Source organism: Rhodococcus sp. Leaf225 (assembly GCF_001426145.1).
GTDB lineage: Bacteria > Actinomycetota > Actinomycetes > Mycobacteriales > Mycobacteriaceae > Rhodococcoides.
In genome coordinates this window covers 398248-411081 of sequence record NZ_LMRN01000012.1, presented here as the reverse complement: position 1 = coordinate 411081, position 12834 = coordinate 398248, and the positions used below count along the sequence as shown (strand labels likewise).

Genomic DNA, 12834 nt, shown 5'->3' with positions numbered 1-12834 from the left:
GCGTCGTGGCAGTTCCCGATCACTGGATCCCGCACGCCCGCGAGGACGGCGAGGTGATCGGGTGGATCGACATGCAGACGGCGACTCCGAATCTGATCCCCAGCGATCGACTGGGTCGACCCCTGTCGGCGGTGTCGGAGTGGCCCGATGCGGAAGAAGCGTTGGAGCGCCGCGGCCTCCGGTTCCTCATGAACAGGTTCCGGTTCGAGGGGCGCACGGTGCGCATCCGATCTCTGGACGACCACCGCATCGTCCTGACGACCGCCGCGTCCGATGCTGTGGGGGACGTGGGCGAGGAATACGTGCTCGACTTCCCCGCGGGGCCGGAGTTGGTGGAGTCGCCGTAGTTCCCGCGGACGTCATCGGGAGTGGTGGATGCTGCAGCATCAGCGGGAACCGATTCGATCCGCGGGACGGCTGCTCAAGGGGTCGTCTGCAACTGGCTCAGGCGGCTCGCCATACGTTCGGCATCGACCGGAAGATGCCGGCTCAGGAGGAACTGTCCGAGTGGAACCTCCGCGAGAAAATCGGTGCGTATCGACGCGTCGTAGAGCACGTCGACGAGGCTGCCGAACCGATGGGCGGCGTCTCGTCCGAGGCGGTCGGGTCCCGGTACCTCGCTGATGACCCACCGTGGAAATCGGTCCGCGAGCTCGAGGAAGTCGGACGGTGCGGTGGGTCGCGCGCACAGAGCGTCGAACGTGAACCACACCAGGTCCGGACGCACAGCTCGAGCGACGACCGTACGTACCCCGATCGAGAGTGAGGCCGCGTCTCCGTCACCTGGTTCTCGCCGATCGGAGAATCGGTCCCCCGTCATCCACCGTCCCGCGGCGAACCCGCTGCGCGGTGTGTCGAGGTCCAGGGTGCGATAGTCGATCGGGCCGTCGACGTGCACGATCGCCAGTGCCTGCTCGATGCGGTGGATGGTGGGCTCGAACATGCTGTGGAACAGAGGGTTTGGAAGCAGCCGTCGCGGAGGGTAGTTCGACGTCAGGATCACTCTGACGGGCCGCCGGAACAACGCGTCGAGCAGTCGGTCGACGAAGATGCCGTCCGCCGGGTCATGGACGTGGAACTCGTCGAAGCACACCAGTTCCGCATCACCGAGCATGTGATCGAGCGCGGCGTCGAGGTCGTGAGCGCGCAGGTTCAGCTCGGCGTGCAGGTCGGTGAAGAAGCGGTGACAGTGTGTCCTCGTCGTCCGGCTGGTGCGTGCCTCCGCGAGGAAGGTGTCCATCAGCCAGCTCTTGCCCCGACCGGGCGGACCCCAGAGGTAGATCCCCTGGCCGGCCATGGTTTCGAGACGGGTTGCGGCCTCGAGCTGAGACGTGTCGAGAACAAGCCCTTGCGTCGCCGCTGCTGCGGCCAGCGTTCCCTCGGGTACGAGAGGCCCGCGCACGCGTCGTCGCCACATCGTTCGACGGTACGAAACCCGGGCCGCGCGCGGTACGTGTCCTCTGCCACCCGGTCACCGCCGTGTCATGACAGCCATCCGGGCATCGAACCTCGGCATCGGCGGCTACTCAACCCCTCTGTGCGCTTTTTGCCACACGATCGTCACGATGTCCACCGATCCGCAGAATGTGTCGCAATCATGTGGCGTCAGGCGCGCCCCGACTGCAGCCACGAAAATGGGGTCGCGCGCTCGCTGGTCGAGCACCTACCGTGCAAGGGCCGACCGAGAGGGGTTCGACCATGCGAGAACTGACCTACTACGTCGCCACGAGTCTCGACGGATTCATCGCGGCTCCCGACGGCACCTGGAGCGCGTTCCTCGACGAGGGCGACCATATGGACGTGCTCGTGGACGAGTTCGCGGACACACTTCCCGGTCACGTGCAGAGCGCTCTCGGAATCCGTTCCAGCGGAATGTTGTTCGACACGGTGATCATGGGGTGGACGACATACTCCGCGGCCCTGGACGTGGGGATCGTCAGCCCCTACCCGCACCTGCGGCAGTTCGTGGCTTCTCGGCACCGGCAGACGGTGTCGCCGGACGTGACGGTCACCGCGGACCCCGTCGCCACCGTCCGCGAGCTCCGTGAGGAAGACGGCGCCGGAATCTGGCTGGCGGGTGGGGGAGCGCTGGCGGGTGACCTCGTCGACCGGATCGACCGACTCGTCCTGAAGATCAACCCGGTTGTTCTCGGAGACGGTGTGCGCCTGTTCGCCGGTGCCCGATACGTTGACCGGCCGTTCGAGCGCACCCGACTGCGGGCGTTCGACTCCGGAGTCGTCATCGCCGAGTACACCCGTCGAGCGGGTGTCGGATCATGAGCGGCCGGGTGTGGCTGATCACCGGTGCGAGTCGAGGGCTCGGTCGCGCGCTCGTGGACCGTGTGCTCGACGTGGGGGACAGCGTGATCGCGACCGTGAGGGGCGAGGCAGACCTTCCCGCTCACGAGCGACTCGTCGTCGATCACCTGGACGTGCGCGATCGCGGCGCGGCGCGGGCGGTCGTCTCGTCCGTCGTCGAGAAGTTCGGCCGCCTCGACGTACTGGTCGACAACGCGGGTCACGGGGCGGTGGGTGCCATCGAGGAGACGACGGAGCAGGAGGCCCGCGACATCGTCGACACGAACTTCTTCGGTGCGCTCTGGCTCAGTCAAGCGGCCGTCGAGGTCATGCGGCCTCGGCGGTCCGGCCACATCGTGCAGATCTCGACAGTCGGAGCCGTCGGCACGATGCCCACCCTGGGCCTGTACGCCGCGTCGAAGTGGGCGCTCGAAGCCTTTAGCGAGGCGATGGCAGCAGAGGTGAAGGACTTCGGGATTCGCGTGAGCATCGCGGAGCTCGGCGCGGTCGACACCCAGTGGGGCACTCTAAGCATGCGATTCAGCGCTCCGTCTCCCGACTACGACGATCTGCGGACCGCGGTGTTCGGCACCCCCGACGTGCCGTGGCCGAGGGAGGGGACGGGCGGCGGAACGGCGCCTGCGGATGCTGCGGCCGTGATCGTCGACCATGTCCGCAGCCCGGGCGACGACAGGCTGCGACTGCTGGTGGGCGATGACGCGCCCGGACAGGTTGCCGAGGCGCTCGCGCGCCGACTGCGGGACTACCGGCGCGACGAGCGGTTTCCCGCGACTGCGCTCGCGCGCTCGATCACCACTCCGAGCAGTTAGGAGGTGACGATCGAACGCTAGCGCTTCGTGGACGTGGCCACGGCCAGCCGCTGGTGCAACCGCTCGCGCACCTCGTCCGGTTCGTACTGACGACGCTGACGCTCGTTGCGGGCGACGAGGACGCCGGACGCTGCCACGCCGACGGCGCCGGCGAGACCTGCGACCTTCAGCAGACCGCGCACGGAGATCTTTCGGGATCGTGCAGCCATTCATGAAGGCTAGCGCCACGAACTAGGCTCGGCGTCGATGAGCGTCGACGGAGTGTCCTCAGTCAACCTCGCCACCGCCGTGGAGACCACGCGGACAGGCGATCTCTGGATCTTCCGCGGCCGGTCGGCGGCGGATCGTGCGATCCAGACGCTGACGAACAGCCCGGTGAATCACGTGGGCATGGCCGTGGTCCTCGACGACCTGCCGCCCTTGATGTGGCATGCCGAGTTGGGCCAGTCACTGCCCGACATGTGGACCGGGCGCCATCAGCGCGGCGTGCAGCTGCACGACCTACGCGACGCCGTCACTCACTGGGGCGAGCGCTACGACCAGAAATGCTGGTTCCGGCAACTGCAGTCGCCGATCACGCGTGAACATGAAGACGAGCTGATGCGGACCATCGCGCGACTCGACGGCACCGCATTCCCGACCACCGCGAAGCTGGCGGGTAGATGGTTCGCGGGGCGGCTCCCAGCGGTGTCGGCCAAGGACGACCGTCGACTCGAGACCGCCTACTGCGCGGAGGTGGTTGCCCTGACGTACGAGGCGATGGGTCTACTCGATCCGCGAGAGTCACCGACGCCGCTGAAGCCTTTCGACAAGGTGGGCCTGAAGCCACCGCGGCGCCGCGCGAACTGGTACGACCCCGGCCGGTTCTGGAGCGGCGATCACCTTCCCTTGGCGGAGGGCGTCGAGCTGGGGCGTGAGATCGCGGTCGTGCTGGACTAGAGAGTGCGCGAGGTGTCCGCCACCACGCGCCCACCGAGCTCCACCCATCCGTCGTCGGAGAGCGTGGTCGACAGGACCGAGCCTCGGCCCTGCACGATGCTCAGATCGCGCCCGAGCAGTTCGGTGACCCGGACGGCGGCCGAGCCTGTGGCTTCGTCCTCGGGGACGCCCATGTCGGGGGCGAACATGCGTGACCGGATCGCCCCGTGCTCCTCGTCCACCCATGCCCAGACGTAGTGATGGCCCGTGGTGAACTCGGCGGGGTCCACGGCCAGAACGTCGTCCGCGCTGTCGACCTGACGGAACTCGAAGTGTGGTGCCCACTCGGGCCGTGCACGGACGTAGGTGGTGTCGCCGGCGACTCGGACGGCGACTTCGCCCGCGGGGACGAGCAACGTCTCCACCGGAGTGCCGCGGCCGGCCAGCCATGCTGCTGTGCCCACGGTGGGGTGCCCGGCGAACGGCAACTCGACGGCGGGCGTGTGGATGCGGAGGGCGGTGGAGTCGACAGGGCCCTCGGGAACATCGACGAACACCGTCTCGCTGTACTGCAGGTCGTGCGCCACGGACTGGCGGTCGACCGGGGCAACGGACACAGCGTCGACGATGCCGAGAGGGTTGCCCCACCGACCCTGGTCGTCGGTGAACACCCGCACGACATGGACGTCGAATGACATGGTCTTCCTCTCAGCCTGCGGTGACGGTGATGTCGTCGAACACGATCTCGGCGAGGGCGTCGGACTCCTCGACGTCCACCGTCGCGTCCAGCGACCAGCCGTGGTCGCCGTCCGGATCGTCGAGAACCTGACGCGCAGTGGTCTCCTCACGCGTCTGGACGAACGAGAACAGGTGCGGTCCGCGGGCGGCGGGCGTCATGCCGATCTCGCCGTACTCCTCGAAGTAGGGCTCGAGCTCGTCCTGCCAGTCGACCTCGTCGCCCAGCTCCTCGAGGAGGTCCCAGCGCCGACGGGACGCCAGCTCGACGCGTCGGAACAGGGCGTTGCGCACCATGATCCGGAACGCTCGGGGGTTCGCGGAGATGGGTTTCGGTGTGTCGGCTCCGTACGCGACGACGGGTGTGCCGTCCTCCTCGAACGTCGGATCGGTGAGGTTCTCCCACTCGTCGAGAAGGCTGGAGTCGACCTGGCGCACCGTCTCGCCGAGCCATTCGGTGATGTCCTGGACGTCCTCGGTGCGCGCCTCCGGTGGAACCGTCTGTCGCAGAGCGCGATACGCGTCGGCGAGGTACCGCAGGACGGACCCCTCCGAGCGGGAGAGACCGTAGTGCGAGATCAGCTCCGTGAACGTCATCGACTTCTCGATCATGTCGCGCACCACGGACTTGGGGGAGAGACCGAACTCGGACAGCCAGGGGTGCCCACCGCGGTAGATCTCGAAGGCGGGGCCCAGAAGATCGGCCAGCGGCTTGGGCCACGTGACCTCCTCGAGCAGCTCCATACGCTCCTCGTACTCGAGACCGTCCGCCTTCATCTGCGCCACTGCCTCGCCGCGCGCCGCGTGTTGTTGGGCCATCAGGATCTGCCGGGGATCGTCGAGGGTTGCCTCGATGACGGACACCACGTCGAGCGCGTAGGACGGCGACTCCTGGTCGAGCAGCTCGAACGACGCGAGCGCGAACGGCGACAGCGGCTGATTGAGAGCGAAATCGCGCTGCAGGTCGACGGTGAGCCGTGCGGTGCGCCCGTCCTCGTCCGGCTCGGGAAGCTGCTCGACGATGCCGGCGTCGCGTAGACCCCGGTACAACCGCACCGCCTGGAGAATGTGTCGCCGTTGGTTCGTCCTGGTCTCGTGGTTGTCCTCGAGCAGATGCCGCATCGCGTCGAAACAACTGCCCGGGCGGGCGATGACGTTGAGCAGCATCGAGTTGTTCACCGAGAACTTCGAGGTCAGCGGCTCCGGGCTCGCCGCCACGAGTCGCTCGAAACTGGGCTTGCCCCAGGAAACGAAACCGTCGGGTGCTTTCTTGCGCTGAATACGTTTCAGCTTCTTGGGATCGTCGCCCGCCTTTGCCACCAACCGGGCGTTCTCCACCTCGTGTTCGGGTGCCTGCACCATGACGGTGCCGAGCGTGTCGTACCCGGCTCTGCCTGCGCGACCGGCGATCTGATGGAACTCGCGGGCGCGCAACTGGCGCGTGCGAACACCGTCGTACTTCGTCAGTCCGGTGAGCAGCACGGTACGGATGGGCACGTTGATCCCGACGCCGAGAGTGTCCGTTCCGCAGATCACGGCGAGCAGACCCTCCTGCGCCAGCTTCTCGACGAGCCGCCGGTAGCGCGGCAGCATGCCCGCGTGGTGCACGCCGATGCCGTGACGGACCAAGCGGGACAACGTCTTACCGAATCCGGTGGTGAACCGGAACCCACCGATGGCCTCGGCGATGGCCGCACGGGTCTCCTTGGAGGCGACGGTGATCGAGGTGAGCGCCTGAGCCCGTTCGAGTGCGGAGGCCTGCGTGAAGTGCACGACGTAGACGGGTGCGAGGTGCGTGGAGACGAGTTCCTCGATGGTCTCGACGACGGGTGTGAGTCGGTAGGAGAACATCAGCGGCACAGGGCGTTCGGAGCCCTCGACGACGGTGGTGACCCGTCCGGTCCGGCGGGTCAGGTCGTCGCGGAAGAAGGAGACGTCGCCGAGAGTGGCGGACATCAGCAGAAACTGGGCGTGGGGGAGTTCGATGAGCGGCACCTGCCACGCCCAGCCGCGATCGGGCTCGGAATAGTAGTGGAACTCGTCCATGATCACCTGGCCGATGGACGAGTCCGGCCCCTCCCGCAGTGCCATGTTGGCGACGATCTCCGCTGTCGCACAGATGATGGGTGCCGACGCATTGACCGAGGCGTCGCCCGTGACCATGCCGACCTTGTCCGCACCGAAGATCTCGCACAGTGCGAAGAACTTCTCGCTGACGAGCGCCTTGATCGGCGCCGTGTAGAACGATCGGATGCCGGCCGCGTACGCGGCGAAGTGAGCGGCGATGGCCACCATCGACTTTCCCGACCCGGTGGGGGTGGCGAGCACGACGTTGTTGCCGGAGACCAACTCGATGACGGCCTCGTCCTGCAGCGGATACAGCTCGAGTCCACGGTCGGAGACCCAGGTGGTGAACGCGTCGTACAGATCGTCGGCCGACGCGGAGTCAGGAACCATCTCGGTCAGCAGCATCACTACAGGTTACGTAGCCGACCTCTCGTCCGACCCCATGGCACCCAGGACCGCCTGCCTCGTCGTCGCACTGCCGGTGATGGCGTCCTCGCCGACACCGGAGACGAGCATCTGCCGCCATCGCTGTTCGTCGAACTTCAGCGGCATCGTCGTCCCGAGGAAGTTCTCCAGGACCTCGAGGAAGCGCATCGGATCGTCGCGGTACGGGAAGTGGCCCGCGCCGGCGAAGACGTCGAGGCGGGAGCCGGGCATCGCGGCGTGCGCGAGCGTCGCGTGGGCGATGGGGATGACCGTGTCCTGATCACCCCAGATGAGTTGCACGGGCAGGTTCTCGGTCAGGTAACACCGGTCGAGCATGGTGACCACCTGCCCGCGCCAGTCGACGACGGCCCGCAGCGTGCGCAGGTAGGCGTCGTAGGCGGTGGAGTCGAGGAGGTTGCCGAGAACGCGGACCAGATCGGGTGTGTCGTGCAGGACGGCCCCGGGGTGCAGAGGAGTGCCGTCCAACTGGTCGATCGCAGCGCCCGCCATGCGCAGCATGCGCATGGCGCCGGGCAGGCGCAGCAACTTGAACGCCTCGTTGACGATGGGCGTGGACATGAGTCGCAGCGCCGGGTGGACGTCTTTGGTGACACCGCCCGCCGAGACGAGGACGAGGCGCTCGACCATGTCCGGATACTGGTAGGCGAACTGCATGGCCACACCGCCGCCGAGCGAGTGGCCCACCACGGACACCGCGTCGATGTTGAGGGTGACGAGCAGATCGCGGATGCCGTTCGCGTATGCGGCCACCGAGTAGTCGGCACGAGGCTTGTCGCTCAGTCCGTGGCCGAGCAGGTCCGGCGCGATGACGGTGTACTTCGACGCGAGATGGGGGAGCACGTCGAGCCAGGTCTCGGAGCTGTCACCGATGCCGTGGATCAGCAGCAGTACCGGTCCGTCTCCCGCCATCCGGAAGGCACGTCGATAACCGTGCACCGTGCGGAAGTGCAGCCGCGGTTCCGCGTCGGGAACCGGACGCAGGGCGCGGCGGCGTGTGTCGGACATCCCGGCCCCTCTCGATCGGCGGCACCGTGTGTGTCGCCGACCGAGCGTAAACCGGGATCGTCACCGTTCACACAGCCGTCGGGTTACGGCTGGGTAAGAACTCGTGACGTCAGGAGCGGTCTGTTCCGTCCTCGGGACCCTCGGGCGACGGCTCGTCCTCGACGAACTCGGTCTGCTCCGCGAGGAACTTCTCGAACTCGGCACCCAGTTCGTCGCCGCTGGGCAGTTCCTCGTCCGCGGCGAGGAGCGTCGACTGCTGCTCCTGCGCCGTGACGAAGGTGTCGTACTGACGCTCGAGTGCCTGGACCACGGACTGGACCTCCGGGTTGCCCTCGACGTGCTGGTCGACCTGCTCGCGCACCCGTGCCGCAGATTCCGTCAGTGCGTTCAACGGAATGGTCAGCTTCGACGATTCGGCTACCAGTTCGAGCAGCGTCTCCGCCGCGCTCGGGTACGCCGTCTGTGCCAGGTAGTGCGGCACGTGCACCGAGAAGCCCATCGATTCGTGGCCGTGCTGAGCCATGCGGTACTCGAGCAGGGACGAGGCGCTGGCCGGCACCTGCAGCTCACCCGACCACTTGTGGTGCTCGCCCACCAGGTCGGTGTCGCTGGAGTGGGCGGTGACGCCCAGCGGCCGGGTGTGCGGCACCGCCATGGGAATGGAGTTGAGGCCGATGGTGCGGCGTACTCCGAGCTGCTCCGACAGCAGACGCACCGCGGTGGTGAACTTCTCCCACTTCAGGTCGGGTTCGAGACCTGCCAGCAGCAGGAACGGGGTGCCCACGGCGTCCTGCACCGCGTAGAGATTGAGGTGCGGCTCGTCGTAGTCGGAGAAGTGGTCGGCGGAGAACGTCATCATGGGGCGACGTGAGCGGTAGTCGAGCAACTCGTCGACGTCGAAGGACGCCACCAGTTCGGTCTCCAGGGTCTCACGCAGATGCGTGGTGGCCAGCTTGACCGCGTGACCTGCGTCGGAGAAACCCTCGAGGCCGTGGACCAGCACCGGACCCACGCCGTCCTCGGACGACACTCGGGGCGCTGGAAACTCCAGCTCGTACATTCTCGACTTCTCGTCCATGCCGGTGTCCTTCCTCGTCGCCGTGCGTGTCCTGCCGGGGCACCACTGTGCGGTTACCCCATTTTCCCACAGCGACCCTGCGCGACCGGGCTTCACCCGTTTCTCCTCCCAACGACGGCGGGGACCCCGACATTCCCCGCCGTCGCCGGTCAGCGCGTGAAAGCCTCCAGAGCCCGAATTTTGTTGGCGACGTCCAGCGCCGCGACCTTGTACGCCTCGGACATGGTCGGATAGTTGAAGACGGCGTCGACCAGATAGTCGACCGTGCCCCCGCACCCCATGACCGCCTGGCCGATGTGCACGAGGTCGGTCGCGCCGGAACCGAAGATGTGCACGCCGAGAACCCGACGGTCGACGGTGGACACGATCAGTTTCAGCATCCCGTGGGAGTCTCCCGCGATCTGTCCGCGCGCGAGTTCGCGGTAGCGGGACACGCCCACCTCGTAGGGAACGGAGTTCTTCGTCAGTTCCACCTCGGTCGCGCCGACGTAGGACACCTCCGGGATGGAGTAGATGCCGATGGGCTGAAGGTCGGTGAGCTTGTTCCCCGGCTCGCCGAAGGCGTGATACGCGGCCAGTCGGCCCTGATCCATCGACGTCGCGGCCAACGCGGGGAATCCGATGACATCACCGACCGCGTAGATCGTGTCCACCTTGGTCTGAAAGTCGTCGTCGACGTCGATCCGTCCTCGGGCGTCCGCCTCGAGTCCGGCCTTCTCCAGATCCAGCCCGTCGGTCATGCCCTGACGTCCGGCCGAGTACATCACCGTCTCGGCCGGGATCTTCTTCCCGCTCGCCAGCGTGGTGACCGTTCCCGACGGACCCACGTCGACGGCCGTGACCGCCTCGCCGAAGCGGAACGTGACCGCGAGGTCGCGCAGGTGGAACTGCAGCGACTCGACGATCTCACGGTCACAGAAGTCGAGCATGGTGTCGCGCTTCTCGACCACGGTCACCTTGCATCCGAGCGCCGCGAACATGGAGGCGTACTCGATCCCGATGACGCCGGCTCCGACCACCACCATCGACGACGGGATGAACTGCAGATCCAGAATGCCGTCGGAGTCCAGCACGCGGTAGTTGTCGAACTCGACGTCGTCGGGACGGGCGGGCGCCGTCCCGGTGGCGATCACGACGTTCCGCGCGCCGACCGTGATGCGCTCGCCGCGGCTGCGGTCGTCCACCGCGATGGTGTGCGCGTCGAGGAACCGGCCCTCGCCGGTGATCATCTCTATTCGGTTGCGCAGTAATTGCGATCGGACGACCTCGACCTCCTTGCCGATCACGTGGGACGTCCGGGCCAGCAGATCCGACGGCGTGATGTTCGCCTTGACGCGATAGCTCGCTCCGTAGAGCTCGCGTTGATTGAGGCCTGTCAGATAGAGAACCGCCTCGCGCAGCGTCTTCGACGGGATGGTGCCCGTGTTGACGCACACGCCGCCGAGCATGCTGCCCTTCTCGATGATGGCGACGCGCTTGCCCAGTTTCGCCGCCGCGATCGCGGCCTTCTGCCCTCCCGGTCCGGAACCGATGACTACCAGGTCGTATTCGAGTTGGTCCGACATGCCCCAACAAGTAGTCCCGTCAGGAGAATCCGGTGTGCCGTGCGTGTCACGACTGGGTGAACACCTCTCCGATGCAGCAGTTCGCACCTATGCATCGTTAGGGTGACGGTCAGGTTCGCAGCACCCGGCAGTACCGACAGATGGAGGCAAGAAATGCCACAGCAGGTCCGCGGCGTCGTCGCTCGGAGCAAGGGTGCTCCGGTGTCCCTCGAGACGATCGTCATTCCCGATCCGGGCTCCAACGACGTGGTCGTGCGGGTGCAGGCCTGCGGCGTCTGCCACACCGACCTGCACTACCGCGAGGGTGGCATCAACGACGAGTTCCCGTTCCTGCTCGGCCACGAGGCGGCCGGCATCGTGGAGACGGTCGGCGACGCGGTCACCCACGTCGAGGTCGGCGACTTCGTGGTGCTCAACTGGCGCGCGGTGTGCGGTCAGTGTCGTGCCTGCAAGCGCGGTGAGCCCTGGTACTGCTTCGACACGCACAACGCCTCGCAGAAGATGACACTCGAGGACGGCACGGAACTCTCGCCCGCACTGGGCATCGGCGCCTTCGCCGACAAGACCCTCGTGCACGAGGGCCAGTGCACCAAGGTCGATCCCTCCGCCGACCCCGCCGTCGTCGGACTGCTCGGCTGCGGCGTCATGGCAGGCCTCGGTGCGGCGATGAACACCGGCAACGTCGGTCGCGGCGACTCGGTCGCGGTGATCGGCTGCGGTGGTGTCGGCGACGCCGCCATCGCCGGTGCCCGGCTGGCAGGAGCGGGCACGATCATCGCGGTGGACCGCGACAAGGGCAAGCTCGAGTGGGCGACGGGCCTGGGTGCCACGCACACCGTCGACGCCTCCGACGTGGACGCTGTCGAGGCCATCCAGGAGTTGACGGGCGGCTTCGGTGCCGACGTGGTCATCGACGCCGTCGGACGTCCCGAGACGTGGAAGCAGGCCTTCTACGCCCGCGACCTGGCCGGCACCGTCGTCCTGGTCGGTGTCCCCACGCCGGACATGACGCTCGAGATGCCGTTGATCGACTTCTTCAGTCGCGGCGGTTCACTCAAGTCCTCCTGGTACGGCGACTGCCTTCCCGAGCGCGACTTCCCGATGCTGGTCGACCTGTACCAGCAGGGTCGTCTGCCGCTGGAGAAGTTCGTGACCGAGCGCATCGCGCTGGACGACGTCGAGGCGGCGTTCGACACCATGGCCAAGGGTCAGGTCCTGCGCTCGGTGGTGGTTCTGTGACCACGCCTTCCGGCTCCCGGGTCGGGGGCTTCCGTGTCGAGAAGGTCGTCACCTCGGGCACGTTCGAGCTCGACGGCGGATCCTGGGACGTCGACAACAACATCTGGATCGTCGGCGACGACTCCGAGGTCGTGGTGATCGATGCCGCACACGACGCCGGCCCGATCGTCGACGCCGTCGGTGGCCGGAAGGTCGTCGCCGTGGTGTGCACCCACGGACACAACGACCACGTGACGGTCGCGCCCGAGCTCGCGGAGCGGCTCGACGCACCGATCCTGCTGCACCCGGCAGACGACGTGCTCTGGGAACAGACGCACCCGGGACTGGCTCACCGTGATCTGGCGGACGGGGACCGGATCTCGGTCGCCGGCACCGAGATCGAGGTCCTGCACACGCCGGGTCACTCACCGGGATCGAGTTGCCTGTACCTCCCCGAGGCCGGTCAGCTCTTCAGCGGCGACACGTTGTTCTCCGGCGGGCCCGGTGCCACCGGGCGGTCCTACTCGGACTTCCCGACGATCATCGGCAGCATCCGGGAACGACTGTTCGCCCTGTCACCGGAGACGGTGGTCAACACCGGACACGGGGACGGGACGTCCATCGGCGACGAATCGCCCCATCTCGAGGAATGGATCGCACGCGGATCCTGAGC

13 protein-coding genes are annotated in these 12834 nt (G+C 67.1%); 6 read left to right on the top strand and 7 right to left on the bottom strand.

The features are described 5' to 3' along the window. Window positions 1-5 precede the first annotated feature (5 nt). On the top strand, window positions 6-347 hold the full coding sequence (locus ASG69_RS11630) for a hypothetical protein (RefSeq protein WP_056444872.1): 342 nt from the start codon (window positions 6-8) through the stop codon (window positions 345-347). 74 nt (window positions 348-421) lie between these two features. Here the strand turns inward: ASG69_RS11630 and zapE are convergent, their stop codons facing one another. Next, window positions 422-1417: a cell division protein ZapE gene (gene zapE, locus ASG69_RS11625; protein ID WP_082544483.1), complete on the bottom strand. Its 996-nt coding sequence runs from the start codon at window positions 1415-1417 to the stop codon at window positions 422-424. Between the two features lie 281 nt (window positions 1418-1698). On the opposite strand from zapE, the gene ASG69_RS11620 reads away from it, so the two are divergent. Both ASG69_RS11620 and ASG69_RS11615 read left to right on the top strand, forming a co-directional pair. Next, the gene (locus ASG69_RS11620) at window positions 1699-2280 is read left to right on the top strand and encodes a dihydrofolate reductase family protein (RefSeq protein WP_056444866.1); all 582 of its coding nucleotides are present in this window, start codon (window positions 1699-1701) and stop codon (window positions 2278-2280) included. Then, window positions 2277-3128: an SDR family NAD(P)-dependent oxidoreductase gene (locus ASG69_RS11615; protein WP_056444865.1), complete on the top strand. Its 852-nt coding sequence runs from the start codon at window positions 2277-2279 to the stop codon at window positions 3126-3128. Before ASG69_RS11620 ends, ASG69_RS11615 begins: the two co-directional genes overlap by 4 nt. Before the next feature lie 17 nt (window positions 3129-3145). Here the strand turns inward: ASG69_RS11615 and ASG69_RS11610 are convergent, their stop codons facing one another. After that, window positions 3146-3337 (bottom strand): hypothetical protein, encoded by a 192-nt coding sequence (locus tag ASG69_RS11610; RefSeq protein WP_037185345.1) that lies wholly within the window; start codon window positions 3335-3337, stop codon window positions 3146-3148. A 37-nt stretch (window positions 3338-3374) separates the two neighbouring features. Between ASG69_RS11610 and ASG69_RS11605 the strand changes: the two genes are divergently transcribed. Continuing rightward, window positions 3375-4067 carry a hypothetical protein gene (locus ASG69_RS11605; protein WP_056444863.1) on the top strand — a complete coding sequence of 231 codons (693 nt, stop codon included), beginning with the start codon at window positions 3375-3377 and terminating at the stop codon, window positions 4065-4067. Here ASG69_RS11605 and ASG69_RS11600 read toward each other — a convergent pair. The 5 genes from ASG69_RS11600 to sthA all read right to left on the bottom strand — a co-directional run bounded on the left by ASG69_RS11600 (window position 4064) and on the right by sthA (window position 10943). Beyond that, window positions 4064-4744: a PhzF family phenazine biosynthesis protein gene (locus ASG69_RS11600; protein WP_056444858.1), complete on the bottom strand. Its 681-nt coding sequence runs from the start codon at window positions 4742-4744 to the stop codon at window positions 4064-4066. The genes ASG69_RS11605 and ASG69_RS11600 overlap by 4 nt on opposite strands. A 10-nt stretch (window positions 4745-4754) precedes the next feature. Next, window positions 4755-7253: a DEAD/DEAH box helicase gene (locus tag ASG69_RS11595; RefSeq protein WP_056445272.1), complete on the bottom strand. Its 2499-nt coding sequence runs from the start codon at window positions 7251-7253 to the stop codon at window positions 4755-4757. 9 nt (window positions 7254-7262) lie between these two features. Continuing rightward, window positions 7263-8300: an alpha/beta fold hydrolase gene (locus tag ASG69_RS11590; RefSeq protein ID WP_027505158.1), complete on the bottom strand. Its 1038-nt coding sequence runs from the start codon at window positions 8298-8300 to the stop codon at window positions 7263-7265. A 109-nt stretch (window positions 8301-8409) separates the two neighbouring features. Continuing rightward, a complete protein-coding gene (locus tag ASG69_RS11585) occupies window positions 8410-9378 on the bottom strand; it encodes a proteasome assembly chaperone family protein (protein WP_056444855.1) in 969 nt (322 codons plus the stop codon). A 149-nt stretch (window positions 9379-9527) separates the two neighbouring features. Then, on the bottom strand, window positions 9528-10943 hold the full coding sequence (sthA, locus tag ASG69_RS11580) for a Si-specific NAD(P)(+) transhydrogenase (RefSeq protein ID WP_027505160.1): 1416 nt from the start codon (window positions 10941-10943) through the stop codon (window positions 9528-9530). A gap of 153 nt (window positions 10944-11096) precedes the next feature. Between sthA and ASG69_RS11575 the strand changes: the two genes are divergently transcribed. Further along, entirely contained in the window at window positions 11097-12182 is a 1086-nt protein-coding gene (locus ASG69_RS11575; protein WP_027505161.1) for an S-(hydroxymethyl)mycothiol dehydrogenase, read from the top strand. Continuing rightward, a complete protein-coding gene (locus ASG69_RS11570; protein ID WP_027505162.1) occupies window positions 12179-12832 on the top strand; it encodes an MBL fold metallo-hydrolase in 654 nt (217 codons plus the stop codon). Before ASG69_RS11575 ends, ASG69_RS11570 begins: the two co-directional genes overlap by 4 nt. Window positions 12833-12834 lie beyond the last annotated feature (2 nt).

Excerpts from the sequence above, each read along its gene's own strand:
- ASG69_RS11610 (WP_037185345.1), bottom strand. The coding sequence starts at position 3,337 with ATGGCTGCACGATCCCGAAAGATCTCCGTGCGCGGTCTGCTGAAGGTC.
- ASG69_RS11615 (WP_056444865.1), top strand. The coding sequence starts at position 2,277 with ATGAGCGGCCGGGTGTGGCTGATCACCGGTGCGAGTCGAGGGCTCGGT.
- ASG69_RS11595 (WP_056445272.1), bottom strand. The coding sequence starts at position 7,253 with ATGCTGCTGACCGAGATGGTTCCTGACTCCGCGTCGGCCGACGATCTG.
- ASG69_RS11590 (WP_027505158.1), bottom strand. The coding sequence starts at position 8,300 with ATGTCCGACACACGCCGCCGCGCCCTGCGTCCGGTTCCCGACGCGGAA.
- ASG69_RS11605 (WP_056444863.1), top strand. The coding sequence starts at position 3,375 with ATGAGCGTCGACGGAGTGTCCTCAGTCAACCTCGCCACCGCCGTGGAG.
- ASG69_RS11600 (WP_056444858.1), bottom strand. The coding sequence starts at position 4,744 with ATGTCATTCGACGTCCATGTCGTGCGGGTGTTCACCGACGACCAGGGT.
- ASG69_RS11620 (WP_056444866.1), top strand. The coding sequence starts at position 1,699 with ATGCGAGAACTGACCTACTACGTCGCCACGAGTCTCGACGGATTCATC.
- ASG69_RS11585 (WP_056444855.1), bottom strand. The coding sequence starts at position 9,378 with ATGGACGAGAAGTCGAGAATGTACGAGCTGGAGTTTCCAGCGCCCCGA.
- ASG69_RS11575 (WP_027505161.1), top strand. The coding sequence starts at position 11,097 with ATGCCACAGCAGGTCCGCGGCGTCGTCGCTCGGAGCAAGGGTGCTCCG.
- zapE (WP_082544483.1), bottom strand. The coding sequence starts at position 1,417 with ATGTGGCGACGACGCGTGCGCGGGCCTCTCGTACCCGAGGGAACGCTG.
- sthA (WP_027505160.1), bottom strand. The coding sequence starts at position 10,943 with ATGTCGGACCAACTCGAATACGACCTGGTAGTCATCGGTTCCGGACCG.